This is a genomic window from Bradyrhizobium sp. MI1.10 (assembly GCF_055811035.1).
The window spans coordinates 178,986-194,282 of the sequence record NZ_JBVVPN010000010.1 but is presented as its reverse complement, the minus strand read 5'-3'; the positions used below and the strand labels follow the sequence as shown (position 1 = coordinate 194,282).

The window sequence follows — 15,297 nt, the reverse complement described above, 5'->3', positions numbered from 1 at the left end:
AACGGCGTCGGCCGAGGCTCTGCTCGGGCGGATGCAGGCCAAGATCGAAGGGTTGTGCGCTCAGCGGGATGATCTGAAGCGAGCCCAGCCGAGACCCGTCAAGGGCAAGGTGCTTGGTGGCCGGAGATGGTGATGCGTGAACTTGAGTATTTCACGGACAGCCCGGATCAGCCGCGGTTCCTCAAGGCGCTCGCGGAAGTGCGGCGCATCGGCGTGCACGAAGGGTGGTGTTATCACCATGTCCAGGCGATCATCGTAGCGATCGATCAATATGCCGAAGCCGCTACTGGCAATCGCGAATTCTTCTGGAACAGGCGCAATCCATCGGCGGAAATCGCAAGAGCGGCGATATTCCCTGAGATCGCTTGTTGCTAAGGTAGCGCATGAGCAAACGAAATCGGCGACACAAAGCAGGCAAAGGCAAAGACCAGCAATCGAAAATCAGGTTCGATACTTTTTCCATCAGCGAGGAATATCATCCGAAATACAAGGTCGCTATGACGGAGGCGGCTCTCGCCGCGGTGGCCGCGTTTCCCAAAACACTCGAACTCGTCAAAGACCAGCTTCGTCATCATGACCCGGTCGGAATCCTGGCCTGCTATGCCGGATACGGGCTCCTGTCGTTCGGATCTGATGACGGCAAGCCTGTCGGGGATGTCCTGCAACATCATGCCGAGCTGCTTCAGGCGATCGTCCTGTCCATTCCGCCGGACCAGTGGGGTCCGGCCCCCGTGCAGCCGCACATCATGCAGACCGTCTTCGACAACATGCCGAAGCTGTCGGACGCGTTCTTTTTGCAGAGATCGCTCGACGGCCTGAAAGTATCCGATCCGCAAGAGCTCGCTGTCCTCGAATTGCAGGAGCGCATTCGCCTTCACACGATGGCTGTCCGCAATTGGGCGCACTTCTTGTCCGTCGTCCAGATTTCGAAAGAGCTCTATGGGCCGCTCGATGATTCTTTTGTGGCGCATCACGGATTCAGTTGCACGGACCTGATCGAGGTCATGCATTGCGTCGTGCGCGAGTACGAGCGGCGGCAAACGGTACATTGGAGTAGGTTTCGGCGAGTTCTTCATGGACGCAATCCCCGGCAGATTTTCCGGCTCTATTTTCAGAATGTGCCAGGTCTGGTCGGAGACGCGGATAAAATGCTTGCGGCCATGCCGGGCATTGACCTCGACAGCGCCAAAGCGTTCGTGATGTCGCATTACGATCTGCGGATCGCCGAATTCGGCACATTCACGCCGGACGAACTCGCTCAATTGTCCGGCCGGTCCGCGCAAGTGGTCGAAAACATCTTCCGGACCATTTCGCTCAAGCCCGGTGCGCTTTCGGAAGCGAAGACCGAGCATCTCTTCCTTGGCAATCCTGTCTGGGAAACCCCGGCTATCGATCTCGAAGATCGCTTCTTCCTTCCGATTCCCGTCGCCGTCTTCAGCCATATCCACCGCATCATGGAGCGGCTTGCACGCGCTGCCGGGCTTAAGGAGGCTGTAGAAAAAACGCGCTCCACTTATCTGCAACATAAGCTCGAGACGACGTTGCAGGCCGCGCTTCCGGGCGCGAAGATTACGCCCGGCGCTAAGTGGAGGCTAGGCGATCAGGGGTTTGAGACAGACGCCCTGATTGTTATCGATCGGACGGTGATTGCCGTAGAGGCAAAGGCGAACCGGCTAACACCTGAAGGCCTGCGCGGAGCACCCGCCCGTGTCAAACGCCACATCCAGGACATGGTTCTCGATCCTTCGATACAGTCGGAGCGGCTCGCCAAAGTGATTGCCAGGGCGCAAGCGGGGGAAGAAGAGTCAGTCAACATTACAGCAGGATTGGGGATTGATGCGGCGTCGATCGATCGAGTCATCCGGCTATCGGTGACGCTCGATGACCTTTCGGTGCTTAGTTCCGCCGAAGCCGAATTCAAAAAGGTCGGCTGGGTGCCGCAGGATCACGAGTTGGCACCGACGCTGCTGATCGCCGATCTTCTCTGCATCACCGACATACTCGATAAGCCGCTCCTGCTGCTGCATTACCTGAGCGAGCGCAATTATTTCCAGAAGGCCCATCATCTGCTGGGTGACGAGCTGGACTATCTCGGCCTCTACCTTGATAACGGTTTCAACTTCGTTCTTCCGGACAAGGATCTGCTCTTCAACGTCGCCGGTCTGTCCGGCCCCATTGACCGCTACTACAACGCCCTGAATGCCGGGATCACCGTACCGAAACCAAAGGCAATCCTGAGCCCTCTCTTCACGCAGATCATCGACCGGCTGAATGAAAAGCGGCCTGCGGGCTGGACAACCGTCGGCATTCACCTGCTCGGGTCGTCAAGCCCTTCGGAGCAGCGACGCATAGAGCATTCACTCGAAAAATTGCGCAAGCTGGTCCGGAAGAACTATCGCGATCCGGAACATGTCAGCTCGATGCAGATCCAGCCCTCACAAAAGCACAAGGCGCGTGTCGGGTTTTACCTTTTTCCTGAGCAGCTCCGGCCTCAGCTCAAGCGGTCCCTGGAGCAACTTGCAAATCAAGCCCTCGATGCAAGTGAAGGCCAGCCCGTTGTGCTTTTCGCGCGAAGTACGGAAAGGTGGGACCTCCCTTACGAGGCGGTTCTTGTTGCCAACAGGAGCAAACCCTTGCTGTCGAAGCAGACGTCCAACGATCCAGAAGAGGTGACCTAGTTGCCCCGACTGATCTCGCGGACGAGATCGAGAAGCGCGGAAAACCCCCAGTCCGAAGGCAGGCCCTGTTGGAGAATCATGAGCTGCTTATTGAAATCTCCGGACCAGTGGATGCTTGGACGCCCAATTCTCACGATGACATGTTCCGTCACCAGCCGCTCGCGCAGTCTCGCAGACTCGTCCTCAATCAACTTCGCATCGTCATGCCGGCCCAAACTCTTGAGGCAGCCCGATAGCATTTCAAGCCTGTTGACGCCGCCTTGATTCAGCAAAAACGCTTTGGCGAAACCTCCTGCCGCTGCCTTCCAGTCTTTCCGCTGGGTCGCGGACTTTCCATCGAAGTAGGCCTGCATATCCGCCAGATCGTAGTGTTCTACATACAAATTGACTGGCTCACTAACAGTAGAAACGAACTGATCCTTGTCGCGGACGACAGTCACGGCACCGACAAAATTCTCGACATAGAGCGCCACTGGCATACCCAGAACGATGCCGAACTCCGTCTTGCCTCCTTTGAAGGCGGGCGGCAGTTCCTCGATATATTCAAGCGATCTTTCAGCCCACGGCTCCGCGTCCGCATCATCACGCGGCCAATAGGCGATGAATTCCTCGCGTCCAGGATTACAATAAAAGAAGGGCATGGCTTCGAAAGCCTCGTCACACATGACGCATCTGGGCCCCTCGCAGAGAGCGCCGCTCATGGCGAGTTCTTCGAGGTCCGGCCGTAGAGTGGTATTGACGAAATGCCAGAACCTGTGCGGGCCGACATAGCCGCAGGAATTGCAGGTCAGATTCTTGACGTTAAATTTGCAGTGGCTTGGCTCTGGAGGTTCTTCCATGCGATCGGCCATCACAGCAAGGGACATCTTAAAAAGGCTTGCCAGGTCACGAAGGCCTGCCTGCTGAAGCTGCTCGGCAGCCTTCGCGATGACGTCGCGCTCCTGATCGACCGCTGCGGTGCCTTCAAGGAACGGGCGGACATCAGCTTTTGTTATGAGCTGACAAGCCTTCTTCACAGAATCAAGATGACCCGCGGGATGCGTGTCGCGTTCGAGAGTGGCGAGCGGACCCCTATAGACCCAGAAGGCGGATACCACCTCGTTCGTTTCATAGGATGAAGTGATCGCGGTTTCAAAGAGCGCGCGCACTCTGTCACGGGCTTCCTTTGCGTCCACATCACACTCCAGCGAAGGTCAGGCAGAGTTCAGGCGTCTTGATGACAGTACGCTGATTGCTTCGAAGATTTGTTTCGTTCGCGACGAGTCTGACAAAGTAATCGTAACCGGGATCGCCGCTCACCGTCACCGAGAAGAGGTCGCTTCCACCACGGGCGGTAAGACGAAATTCCCGGTGACCGCTCCCCATCGGGATAAGCTGGGAAGTCGGGCTGCTTGCGGTCAGGTGCGCAACGAAACTGTAGCGCGTCCCCGGGTGTCCCGGCGTAACGATACGATGCAGATCGATTTTGCGTGCCTCTTGCACTTCGATGCGCAAACGATTGATCAGCACTTCATCCGGGGTCGGATTGTGCGCGTGAAAGTCAATTTCGTACGACTGCTTATAGTTAGGCGGCTCGATGACCTCATTGATAAAAAGGCGGGTGTTGGGTTGGTCCGAGGCGTTTCGATAGTCTTCAAGCTGCCGCCATTCGGCAGCTCTTACAAAGACGCCAAGACACATCTGTTTGTCGGTTTGGCAGACATCGTTGAGACGCGCCGCCAAGTCCCGAAGGTGGGGCAGAACATCTGAATCCGATAGCCGAAAGAAGGGCTGCATGTCGGCGCCTTTGTCGGCAGCGTTCCACCATTCCGTGACGGCATCCAGCCACTCGTCCCGCGTGGGTAACCGGCCATCCGTCATACGTTGGGATATCAGTTTGCGCGCGGGACCGGCGCTGATGTCGCGCAGGCGCAGAACTGCGTCTGGCTCGATATCGAAGCCCGGGGGTAGCGATTCGACCCAGCTTTTGATCGTTGATTTCAGCCGAGATGATAGCTCGCTTGGCGTCAACGACTTCAGGACACCCTCGAGTCCCTTCTTCGCACCCCATTCCAAAACCGTTTCGAGGAGACCGAATGTCATCGCGCCAACCGGAAAACGTTTGTCGGCGAAAGTGTAACAAGGCAGCCTGACAGTCGCCAGTTGAATCTTCCTGTTTTGCCGACCGCGTCCGCTTTGCGGACCGGGCTCTATGAGCCAGCTCACCGAGTCATCCTGTCTCGGCCCTGCGGGTAACGATCCCTCGCGGAAGGCACAAGGTGCTCCTCGCCGGGGGCACTCGGAAAAGGGGCTCGCCTGCGGCGACCGCTGTCACTGCCCCATTCCCGGGTGCCGCAAGGGACCGGTCTCGTCGCTACACTCGTCCCGCGTGCCGGCTTCGCCGTCGCTATGCTCACGCGGCCCGGGTGACATGTCTCCCGGACGATGCGCATGCGCGCACGCCGTTTGCGTCATTCGCCGCTGCTGCGGCCTGAGACCTTAGGGCTCTGCCCTCGGCGCGCTTCGGGGTGACCTTCCGCCCAGCTTCAGTCCTCCCGCCTCCGCGGGAGTCCTTGCAGCCGGTTCCCCGCGAGGCACCCACTCCGCTTGCACACCCGCTGCTCGCCGCGAGGCAGGGGTTATGGCGGCCTTTTGCCGCGCACAACCCCTGCCCAACAAAGGAGAGCAGTAATGAGCAACAGAACCAAGACATCAGCCGAAACCTATAACATCGTCATGGTGCCGCTCGGCAAACTCAAGAAGTCGCCGAAGAATGTACGCAAGGTGCCGCACACGAAAGCCGAGATCGAAGCGCTGGCCGCCAGCATCGCTTCCCTCGGCATGCTGCAATTCCCTGTCGTCGAGCCCGAACTTGGACCGAAGGGCAAGCCGACCGGCTATTATCTGGTCAATGCAGGCGAGGGACGCCGTCTCGCGCAATTGCTTCGTGTGAAGTGCAAGGAGATCAAGAAGGACGAGCCGATCCCCTGCATCTGCGACGTCAAGCACAATGCCACCGAGATCAGCCTCGCCGAAAACGCGATCCGCTCCAACATGCATCCCGCCGATGAATATGAAGCGTTCGCAGAGCTTCACACCAAGGAGGGCATGACCATCGAGGATACGGCTTCAAACGTATTGGCCCGTGCGATCCGCGCATTTCGGCGCTCTTCCGGCGCCGCGCGTGGTCATGCCGCGCCAAAAGATCGCCATCGTGAGGACCGGAAAGTTGCAGCTTGCGGCGACGGACAATGCAAGACCCGCCATGAACGCAACTTTCCGGTGGCGGCGGACATTGCATCCGAGCTCGGCCTTTCAGGGCGAGCACAACGAGGAGATCCTCAAGGAGCTTCGCCTGCCTGAAGACCGCATTCGCGACATGCAGCAGCGAGACGTTCTTTTGAGCCGACGCTAGCGCAGAAGCGGAGCGCGAAGGTTAGCGTTTTTGACGGATCGCCCCTCGCGCCGCTGTCTCAAATAGCAATTTGAGATGGTTGCATGTCCCCTCAACCAAACAACGCCGTCAGGTCAATGACTTGGCGGCGTCTCAATTTGCAACGATGCCGACGAGTGCGCCGGAATCGGCGGCACGCTCTGCAAGGGTTGCGTGCAAGATGGGTGCTCAATGAGAAGGTCCTGCGCTTACTTGTCCATCCGCGACTGGAGCCCCTCAAGTAATCTGATGGAACCCTTACCTTCATCGTCCGCCGACTCCGGTGACGGCACTCGTCCGCGCGCGAGAATGACGCTGAAATCTCCCCCTACCGACTGCCCCTGAGGGCCATGGCATCCAACACATCCGCCCGTATTCAACTTGCGCCATGCTTGGCCCGCCGGCGCGCCCGGTCGCAGATAGGTATTGATCACAGGCTCCCCGACAACTCGCTCCGTCCGTATCGGCGCGTCCTTTTTGTATTGACCGGCAATTGGATACAAACCGAAATCATAGTTGCCGGCGTGCTCAAAGTGATGATCCCCTTCGCTATCGCCCGGACTCAATGTGCCGCTGAACTGCTGCAGCGGGACGTTGGTTTCGACGACCTCGTTGGCCATGAAGAAGCTCGCCTTGTCATCGAGGCTAAGGTTGTCAGCAACCGAGCGATCTACAAAGCTCGGCAGCGTTGCGGCCTGAACATTGACCAGCTTGTAGTATTGCCAGACCGCGCTCTTGTCGTAGGCGCGGATGGCATCGTGCGCCGCCCTGTTGGCTGCCCGAACCTCGCTCGAGATTTCATAAAGGCGGCGCTGCACGGCGACCGGAACGGTGACGCCATGCTTGAACATCCCGATGTTCTGGAAAAACAGCTGCTTCGATCCGGCGGCAATCCCGGGACTACCCGCCACAACGAAGACCTCCTGGCCATGCGTCTTGTCCGACTTATTGATCCGGAGTTCCGGCGCGAATGGCGGAATATTCCGATATTCCGATTTTACCAGTCCGTCCGGCTCTTCGATGACGGTGCCGTCGACGGCCCGGATGTTGTCGATCTGACTGAATGACGTGTAGATGAACACAGGGGAAGATTCGGTCTTGTGGATGATATGCAGCGCGACCAGCCCCCACTCCTCCTCGCGGTATCTTTTCTGCGGCATGCCATCGACGATTTCAGTTACATAGAATCGCACACGGTTGGTATAAAATCGCGAGCGATCCTCATTCGCGTCCAGTTTACGCCAGGCTGATTTCGCCTCGATCGTTCCGAGGGCTTTTTTTGCGGGATTGCTTGAAGGAAGCACCAGATATGGAAGCATGAATTTCTTTTCGTCGCTCTGGTGCAAATTGAACGCCGCATTTGCCCTCATCTCGCCGGGAACGGTGGCATCTTCCTCGAACAAACGATGCTGCGCGCTGTATTTGTATAGTACTCTGTTGGCTTTGGCCTGATACAATATGCGCGTTCCAGAAATCCCGGCGCTCATATCGCACAGGAGTATCTCATTGACCTCATCCAGGTTGTCGAACGGTGCATTGCTGGCCTGTTGATTGCTGGCGGGCAGTATCGGTCCGTCGTGATAAACATAGGCCGGCAAGGCGTCGTAACCATAATCCTTGCTTGGATCGTTGACATATCCGTTTGGATCGCCTTTACCGGGAAACAGCTCGACCTTGTGGCGGAAGGTCTCCCATACGACCTGTCCGGTTGGACCCTTCTGACCGTAGCGAAGCGCGACATCAGGCTGATCGCGTGAATTCAGCGCTCCGTTCTGGGCCTTCGCCGGCCAAGTATGTGCAATGAATTGCTGCCAGGCAAAGACTGCCGCCTCGGTTAACGTATGTTGCTTTCGATCATGTAGCGGAGGAAGATCAGTCGGCTTTTCCGGCGAGATTTTTATCTTTACCGCTGCGATCTTGTCGGCATCGACAAGTTGTGCGGCGACGGGCGCCGACCAGAGGCCCAATCCGATTAACGCAATTGCTGTCCAGCGCAAATCCTGTCCGCACCACTGCATATTGTTCTCCGTCCGCTCGACCTTGAATGCTTTCTCACTTTTGCGCAGGAGACTCGAACTCTCGCATGAATTCGGGATCAGCATCGGGAGCTCCGTCGGCAATCCAGTGCATGATAAAATCCCAGTCCGTATCCGAAATGTAAGGCCCTCCCGCTGGCATTCGTGAGAATCCGTCCGCCGGTCCATGGAGGATCTTTACAAGGAATGATTGATCAGGATGGCCGGGAACGATTGGCACTTTCCCGTAGATCGGCCCCGCAACAAATTGGTCGCGGGACAAATTCCAAAAGCGTCCCTTTCCGGAGTGTCGAGGCGCTCCTCCGTTTTGATCCACCAAGTGGTTCAGAATAGCCCGGACCTGTACAATTCTCGATTCCATGACGTGGGCCTCATGATAATTTTAGGCACAAGAGCCGACTATGCGTGACGCAAGTTTTAAAACGATCATCCGCTATGCTGCTGACGGTTCGAAATGGCCGCCGGAGAACTTCAGCGTTCGCGTTATACAGGAGTAAGTTCACAAATACAATCACAGCGTAATGTAGAAAGAGTTCCACTCATTGTGGGATAGCCGGTCGCATACCGCAATTCTAGTTCCGGTGACTTTGTGGACGGGCGGCTCGCGACGTTGGTGTTGCTCGAAGGGCTTGCGTCCATTTGATCAATTGAAAGCAATCTGCTGGCGGCTGCTAACGCAAGATGTCGTTATGGCGACGCCAACCACGCCGGCTGACGAGTGGAGCATCGCCGCCGAGTTGAAGCGATCAATAGCAAGATGGCATGCGCGCTGATTTAGTCTTCACCTCGTATGAACTGCTCATTCCCGCCTGCGCGTGGTGTGCGTTCTGAATCGCGCTGCGCCGTCACGTTCGGCACCGGTGGCATCGGACCGTCCGACTTAAATTTGTAGGGCGGCACGTCCGTCGTGTTGGCAGCTTCCTCGGGAAACGTCATGGCGACCCAGGCGCGGAAGTTGGCGACGCCGCCTGCAACCTGCAGAGAGAAGTCGAGCGGCTGTGTACTGGCGACGAAGGGAGTGTTCGGCTTCAAATTACGAAAATAGTTTCGAACTCCCGCTTCGTCATAAGGACTTGGGGCGAGTGGGAGTAGTTGATTGGCCTCGTCGTTCGCAGGCGTTCCGCGCAGCACGCCCCTGCCCCAGTCGAGCGCCCGACCGTGACACCCAAGACAGGCGGCCTTTGAATTGTCCACCGGCCCATTTACGCGGCCGTGGAGGCCAAGGTTGTGACGTGGCAGGGAGTAAAACTTTTGTGCCACCGCGGGATTGAACCATGCCTCCTTCGGCACTCCGCCGTGCTCCTCGTATTCGATCGAGGTCAAGTTGGGGTCGTTACCCCACATCAATCCGACGGGGACGAGCTTTTCCCACGCCGTCTCGCCGGGCGCATAGGCGTCGTAAATGAAGGTGCCGAACAGCCAACCGGAATAGTTGTCGGCGTTGGTATCGCGCACTGCGACATCGACCTGCAGCAGTCTCATCACCGCGGCCGTATTGTCGGAATTGATTGCTGCGTTCCATTGTTTCGATCCGGTGAGGTAGGGCACCTCGCGCACCGACGCCGTGGTATAGAGCAACTTGATTGAATAGGCCCCGTCGGGGAACGAGAAGTCTTTTGTCTTGGGGAACGACTTGTCCGTCCATATCTTTCCGAGCGCGAAGCAGCCAATGTCGTTGTAGAAGCCGATCGCCCAGTTGCGGGCCGGAGTTAGTTGCCCTTCATGCAACTCCTTCACGCGTGACCCGCGTTCCAATGTCATGCCATGAAGGCGCTCCCGCTGATTATGAAACCAGGGCGCGTGGCACCAGCGGCTCCGAGTATTGTCCTCAATGCGCCAGTCGATCGCCGCGTCGCTATTATCCTTGATCCCGTAGGCCAGCAACGCGCGAAGATACGCTTCCGGCTGTTGCTGAAAATTAATTGCTTTCCAAGGCAGATTGGCGGCGGACGGCTGATTGGCGGGGAAATCTAGTTGGATTCGGAATTGCCGCTCTTCTGCTGAGCCGGACAATTCGCGGCCACTTGAGCAATTGAACTGCGCGAGGGCGGCCGCTGCGTAACCGGGGCCGCTCGGATCGGGGCATTTTGCGAAAGCCGCGGAACCGGTTATGGCGAGCGCGAGCGCCGCCACGAAAAGTGCTTCGATCAAACATACGGCGCGAAAACAACTGCGCAAAACCACAGTGGGATTCCTCCTGCCGGCGTGCTGACTGGCGTTTATTTCTCGGTTTTCTTGATACGAAGGAGCGTGAGGTGCTTGACCCACCGACTGTGGCGCGATTCGTTGGGGGAGATGATCTGCAAAGGTCCGTTGGCTGCGTTCAGTGGTGCGCCGTTGAGAGTGTCGGCCACTAGAAAAGCTTGTTGATCGAATTCAGGAAGCGAAAATACGGCGGCGAAGCCGTCGCTGCCTTCCGAATGCAGGTATTTGGCGACATCCGCGCCCTTGAGGTCAGCGCGTAGCGGCACCCCGACGCGGAGAAGGAGCGCTGCGAGATCGACACCTTCATAGATTTCGTCGCGACCTTTGTCGTCCTTTACCGTCAGGGACGTGCGAGCAAGGGCTTTGAAGTCCGCCTCGGACAGGCTGAGCGGTGTCGTCACGTCGCCGTCGACGATCAGGTATGCTGCGATCGCTGCCCGTGGCTGGGTCAGAAACAGGACCGAGCTGACGAGTGCGGCCGCAAGCCAAAACCCCCATGACCTACGGACCTGACCGACGTTGCGTAGCCGTAGACCAGCCCCAGCCATTTCTTACTCCCCAAGTTGAGGAGCACAAACGGTAGTAGCAAAATACGGAAACTGCAACTATTGTCTCTGGTAGCGCAGGACGAATTCTGGGGGCAAGACGGCTGGCGGTTTTCTTAAGGCGGCCGGAAAACGTCTTCGATTGGCCATAGGAAAGTTACATGCTGCCTGACCTACTGCACCCAGTCACTAACAACGCTGTCACCGCAGCCGATATCCGAAGCGAAGTATTTGTCTTTTCGCTCATGGGTTTGGGGCCGCGAAAGACATTCGACGCTATCACGAACTCGGGTTATGTCGTTTCTCCCGGCCAAAAGGCTTGGGCTAGGATTCCGGATGTGCCCGGATTGGGCCGTATCGCAGCGACAGCCCAGGCCGTCGGTACCAAGATCTATCTTTTTGGCGGGTACACGGTAAGCGCATCGGCTGCAGAGCACACGGCGCCAAATCTGGATATTTATGACATTGTCGCCGGCACGTGGTCTCGCGGAGCTAATGTACCTGTGCCGGTCGACGACGCCGTATCTGCCATTTATCGGGACCGATTTGTGTATCTGGTGAGCGGCTGGTCCGAGAGAGCGAATGTGGCCAACGTCCAAGTTTACGACACCATGTTGGATCGTTGGGAGCAGGCAACACCGATCCTTGGCGCAGCGGTTTTTGGGCATTTCGGGACGATTGTCGGCAATGCGCTTTTTTATTTCGACGGCGTCAGCGATGCTGGCGGACGCTTCACGAGCTCGACCAGTTGTTGGACAGGGGATATCGATGCGTCCGACGTGACGAAGATCACTTGGAGAGAGCTGCCGGCACATCCGGGGCATTCGCGGTATCGTGCCGGGGCGGCATCGGCGCCCCGATCAGGCCATCTCGTAATCGTGGGAGGCACGGACAACCCGTACAACTACGACGGTATCGGCTATGATGGTCGGCCGTCGAATCCTGTAGATGACGTTGTGGGCTGGAATTTGCGGTCCGCACGATGGGAGTTAATCGGGAGTTCGCAGGCCAACATGGATTTGCGCGGAGTAATATCGCTTGAGGGCGAGCAGCTGACCATAGGCGGCATGGAGCGTATGCAGGTCGTTAGCCGGACCGTCCGATCCATCGGTCGTGCTTGATATCGAGCCGTCGTCCGTCGTCGGTGCCGCACAAAACGGGTAGTCTTCAATGAAGGCTTAGGGAAATCACGAGTGGGACGAGTCTGTGGGGCGTCCGTTGCGGGTCCGGGATTTGAACCTGCTTAGCGAGCATTTTTGCATCGACAGATATCTTTGCGGTCGGACGCTAGAAAGCGCGCATCATCGTTTCCTTGACGTAGGCTCCGCTCGAGAACTAGTGACGGGTCCTTCTCGATGAACGCCTTGCTTTGCCTATTTGTGAAGTTCGGGGAGATCTTCTTCAATGACTGTCGCAAAAAATTGCTTTGTGTCGACAAAGCCGCCGCGCTGATACCCCCACTCCAGAACCCTGCAAATTACAAAATCCCGGCCCTGTCGGATAGGGATCTTCGCGTGCGCGGCCTTTACGGCTTCGTCCAAGCTAACACCAAGTCCGGCGTAGGTCTGATAGTCTGTTGGGTTGGCCATTTACTTCTCCCAAAATTGCTCTCGTGAAATTTCGGTGGTTAAGATCTCAGCTTGCAACGCCTTCCTCACTCTATTGACAAAGCTTGATTATTGAAAGAGCATTGCACGCTTAAGTAGCACCTTTTCTATCACTCTGGATGAATTTTTAGCGGAAGTAGTTTCGGCAAACCGCCTTTGCGGGGGCTCATATGAGATTGCTCGGGGTGATGCGTGCCTGTGCGGTCGCGCTGGTTCTCATTTGTTCATGCCAATTGAAAGCGGTAGCGCAGACGGAATACAAATACCCGCGAGACGACATCGTTGTCGCGATGGGCGGCGGCTTATTTAACTTCATCGATAATCTAAGTGGCACCGGCTACGATGGGTATTATCACAACAACGGGACTATTTGCACGACGCCCCAGGTTACGGGAGCACTGTCGCAGTTCGGTGATCACCGGAAATCACACTATAATTTGCTGACGGGAACAGTGCAGACGACGGTCGCGCTCTCCGTTTTCGCGGAGGTGCGCGCAGCACAATGTACTACTCATACAGTCGTCGTCGGTGCCGGTTGTCTCTCTGGGGACCTGCCGCTTGTTGGGCCTCCCAAAGATGACTTCTTCACCATCCTGTTGTGCGCGTTGAACGTGGACAATTTTTTCCAGATTGCCTTGCCTGTGCCGGTGAGGGTCCCTTATCCGATCACGCTGCCAAAGCAGTACATTGTGAACCTGCCGAACATTCCGACGAGTCCGAACCTCTCTGTTCAACTTTCGTTTGCAAGATGGGACGGATCGAATTGGGTTCCACAGTCAAAGCCCGCCGATAGGCAGAAAATCTGGCCCATCTCGGGCGATCTCGCATTTCCAGACTATCTGGTCACTGATACGTCGAACCCTGGCGACATCCTGTTCCAACAAGGGCGTTACATCGTGGGTAAGGGAAGTGCCACCCACCCCCGCGTCGTCAATACGACGACAAATCTGAGAGAAGCCCTTAGCAAGAGCGTAGGTCTGACCTCGTACTTTCCCAACAATCCTTATGGCATCGCGACGATCGTCATCCGCGACAGCCTTTTGGCGCCTCAAACCATAAACTCTCCTTCAGACGAGCGCTTCGGCCTTGTTGGCGGCCTCTTTCCGATGATCGTGTCCGCTACGTATCAACCGACCGGATCTCCAAACAAATACGGCATTAGCTTCGTAATCGCCGGCGTCACCGTCCAGCTCGGTGCGAACGGGGGGACGCCGACGACCGATGCCGGTATCGTCGTTGAAGACCTGAAGGCGTCGGACAGCGCAACTGGGCAAGACGTGCCAGCGCGGCTTGTAGGGAAGCCGTCAATTTCGATCGCACCTCCATCGGTGAAGGCAAACGGATCGGTTGGCGTGGAGTTTTCCGCGTTGGATACCTCCGTGGAGATTAGCGCGGGTGCCAAGCACACCGTCGACTTCGGCTCGCTTCTGAAGCAGGCCTTGAACCAGGCAACATACCAAAAATCGCATCGATCGAGCCGTCGATCACGATCGGATTGCCCCAGTGCGTCAGCATGAACAATAACCGTTTTGAGGCGCTCAGTCCATGCGCGGACTATGGCGGCGCCAAAGTCGGATTCCTCTCCAAGGGCGGAGGACCGGCACCCGTCACCCTTTCGATCGATTTCTCCAAGACGCAGATCGTTGGGTCCACCGGACAGGTCGAAATAGATCTTGAGCGCGTTTGTGTTTCGGGACCACACACGCAGTGCTGAGGGGTGACCATGCGCCGCTTGTTCGAGATCTGCGCAATCGCTCTGCTGATTGCTACCTACGCGACTTGCGCCTCGTCTACTCCGTTGTCGGACGCACTTGCTTTCTGGGAGCCGCCGCAAGCGCTCTTATGCACTATGACCGGAGCACCGTACCCTTCTAAATATTCACCTGGAGACCCGACTCACTGCGACGATGGCGACATGACCCTGTTCAACGGCCTGCTTTGCGCCGCGGGTGATAGCAGGGGATGTGACGGCGTTCGGCTGTCGCAGGGAGGCGACGGGCGCTGGTGGCGATCGCCGCGCCGGATCGGCTGGACGTATCCTGATCATGACGTGTCGTTCTCCCCCGATCAGGCGCTCGGTGTCATGCTGTATGCTGTGGCAAGCAGGAACGTGGGTGTTTTTGACCGATGGCTTCAATGGATAGCCGACAATCGTCCCTGTCTCGTCAAAGTCGGTGGGAACTGCCTTAAACAAGGTTGGTTGCGGTACTGTACTGACGATATTCCCGACAAGCGTTGTACATTTCGGCCTGGCGACTGCACATACTTGAAAGCCACGGCGATCTACCTCGGTTCGGCGATGGCCAACATGTGTGAAGATGTTCTCGATGATCTTGGACCGGGCGTCGCGCCCTTCCCAAAGAACTTGATCCTGTCCGTTCCTGCGCAGGCTTTGGCCTCTGCCACCGCGAATACGCCGGGCTTCCCGCTGCACTTGGCCGCCGTCGGAGTTTTCCTGGCTCGAACTATGGGCCTTAAAGATCCCGACCTTGATGACGCCGCCAAGGCATTGATCGCCAGGCAGGGCGACAACCCCTTCTTCCAATATCTGTCGCTAGGTAGCGTCCAGAGTGTAACCGACCAGCTATTGGCTCTGTGTCCCTCCGCTGCGAATCCGTCCGGTAATCGCAGCCAATGGGCATGGGAGCGGGATCAGGCGGAGCAAGCCTGGAAAGACAGCATGTACTGGGACTGTATTTTTCTAGGCAGAATGCAGTGAGATTAGCGCCACCGTCGTCATCTTTGACGCGGGAGTTCGGCCTTATCCTCGCGCAGGTCATACATACTTCGTCGTATTTGAACGCGATGAAATTG

At 57.1% G+C, this 15,297-nt stretch carries 11 protein-coding genes and 2 pseudogenes; 6 read left to right on the top strand and 7 right to left on the bottom strand.

Annotated features, from left to right (window positions below):
* Positions 1–126: 126 nt before the first annotated feature.
* Complete coding sequence (locus AC0L3K_RS13390) at positions 127–375, top strand: hypothetical protein (protein ID WP_473366216.1); 249 nt, start codon at positions 127–129, stop codon at positions 373–375.
* Positions 376–383: 8 nt separating this feature from the next.
* A complete protein-coding gene (locus tag AC0L3K_RS13385; RefSeq protein WP_473366215.1) occupies positions 384–2,678 on the top strand; it encodes a hypothetical protein in 2,295 nt (764 codons plus the stop codon).
* On the opposite strand, the gene AC0L3K_RS13380 is transcribed toward AC0L3K_RS13385, so the two are convergent.
* Both AC0L3K_RS13380 and AC0L3K_RS13375 read right to left on the bottom strand, forming a co-directional pair.
* Positions 2,675–3,853 (bottom strand): CpXC domain-containing protein, encoded by a 1,179-nt coding sequence (locus AC0L3K_RS13380; protein ID WP_473366214.1) that lies wholly within the window; start codon positions 3,851–3,853, stop codon positions 2,675–2,677. The genes AC0L3K_RS13385 and AC0L3K_RS13380 overlap by 4 nt on opposite strands.
* A gap of 1 nt (position 3,854) precedes the next feature.
* Positions 3,855–4,883, bottom strand: a complete 1,029-nt coding sequence (locus tag AC0L3K_RS13375) for a hypothetical protein (RefSeq protein ID WP_473366213.1) — start codon at positions 4,881–4,883, stop codon at positions 3,855–3,857.
* Positions 4,884–5,348: 465 nt separating this feature from the next.
* On the opposite strand from AC0L3K_RS13375, the pseudogene AC0L3K_RS13370 reads away from it, so the two are divergent.
* Positions 5,349–5,684 (top strand): annotated as a pseudogene (locus AC0L3K_RS13370) (ParB/Srx family N-terminal domain-containing protein); the annotation flags it as partial.
* Positions 5,685–5,831: 147 nt separating this feature from the next.
* On the opposite strand, the pseudogene AC0L3K_RS13365 reads toward AC0L3K_RS13370, so the two are convergent.
* The 4 genes and pseudogenes from AC0L3K_RS13365 to AC0L3K_RS13350 all read right to left on the bottom strand — a co-directional run.
* Positions 5,832–5,936: pseudogene (locus AC0L3K_RS13365) on the bottom strand (sodium:solute symporter family transporter); the annotation flags it as partial.
* Positions 5,937–6,299: 363 nt separating this feature from the next.
* On the bottom strand, positions 6,300–8,192 hold the full coding sequence (locus AC0L3K_RS13360; RefSeq protein WP_473366212.1) for a hypothetical protein: 1,893 nt from the start codon (positions 8,190–8,192) through the stop codon (positions 6,300–6,302).
* Positions 8,193–8,900: 708 nt separating this feature from the next.
* Entirely contained in the window at positions 8,901–10,277 is a 1,377-nt protein-coding gene (locus AC0L3K_RS13355) for a hypothetical protein (RefSeq protein WP_473366211.1), read from the bottom strand.
* 68 nt (positions 10,278–10,345) lie between these two features.
* On the bottom strand, positions 10,346–10,879 hold the full coding sequence (locus tag AC0L3K_RS13350) for a molybdopterin-dependent oxidoreductase (RefSeq protein WP_473366210.1): 534 nt from the start codon (positions 10,877–10,879) through the stop codon (positions 10,346–10,348).
* A 158-nt stretch (positions 10,880–11,037) separates the two neighbouring features.
* On the opposite strand from AC0L3K_RS13350, the gene AC0L3K_RS13345 reads away from it, so the two are divergent.
* Complete coding sequence (locus AC0L3K_RS13345; RefSeq protein WP_473366209.1) at positions 11,038–11,997, top strand: Kelch repeat-containing protein; 960 nt, start codon at positions 11,038–11,040, stop codon at positions 11,995–11,997.
* A gap of 252 nt (positions 11,998–12,249) precedes the next feature.
* On the opposite strand, the gene AC0L3K_RS13340 is transcribed toward AC0L3K_RS13345, so the two are convergent.
* A complete protein-coding gene (locus AC0L3K_RS13340; protein WP_473366208.1) occupies positions 12,250–12,465 on the bottom strand; it encodes a hypothetical protein in 216 nt (71 codons plus the stop codon).
* Between the two features lie 188 nt (positions 12,466–12,653).
* Here AC0L3K_RS13340 and AC0L3K_RS13335 point away from each other — a divergent pair, with 188 nt between their 5' ends.
* Complete coding sequence (locus AC0L3K_RS13335) at positions 12,654–14,000, top strand: hypothetical protein (protein WP_473366207.1); 1,347 nt, start codon at positions 12,654–12,656, stop codon at positions 13,998–14,000.
* 398 nt (positions 14,001–14,398) lie between these two features.
* Entirely contained in the window at positions 14,399–15,202 is an 804-nt protein-coding gene (locus tag AC0L3K_RS13330) for a hypothetical protein (protein WP_473366206.1), read from the top strand.
* Positions 15,203–15,297 lie beyond the last annotated feature (95 nt).

Excerpts from the sequence above, each read along its gene's own strand:
- AC0L3K_RS13390 (WP_473366216.1), top strand. The coding sequence starts at position 127 with ATGGTGATGCGTGAACTTGAGTATTTCACGGACAGCCCGGATCAGCCG.
- AC0L3K_RS13385 (WP_473366215.1), top strand. The coding sequence starts at position 384 with ATGAGCAAACGAAATCGGCGACACAAAGCAGGCAAAGGCAAAGACCAG.
- AC0L3K_RS13360 (WP_473366212.1), bottom strand. The coding sequence starts at position 8,192 with ATGCTGATCCCGAATTCATGCGAGAGTTCGAGTCTCCTGCGCAAAAGT.
- AC0L3K_RS13350 (WP_473366210.1), bottom strand. The coding sequence starts at position 10,879 with ATGGCTGGGGCTGGTCTACGGCTACGCAACGTCGGTCAGGTCCGTAGG.
- AC0L3K_RS13345 (WP_473366209.1), top strand. The coding sequence starts at position 11,038 with ATGCTGCCTGACCTACTGCACCCAGTCACTAACAACGCTGTCACCGCA.
- AC0L3K_RS13340 (WP_473366208.1), bottom strand. The coding sequence starts at position 12,465 with ATGGCCAACCCAACAGACTATCAGACCTACGCCGGACTTGGTGTTAGC.
- AC0L3K_RS13335 (WP_473366207.1), top strand. The coding sequence starts at position 12,654 with ATGAGATTGCTCGGGGTGATGCGTGCCTGTGCGGTCGCGCTGGTTCTC.
- AC0L3K_RS13330 (WP_473366206.1), top strand. The coding sequence starts at position 14,399 with ATGACCCTGTTCAACGGCCTGCTTTGCGCCGCGGGTGATAGCAGGGGA.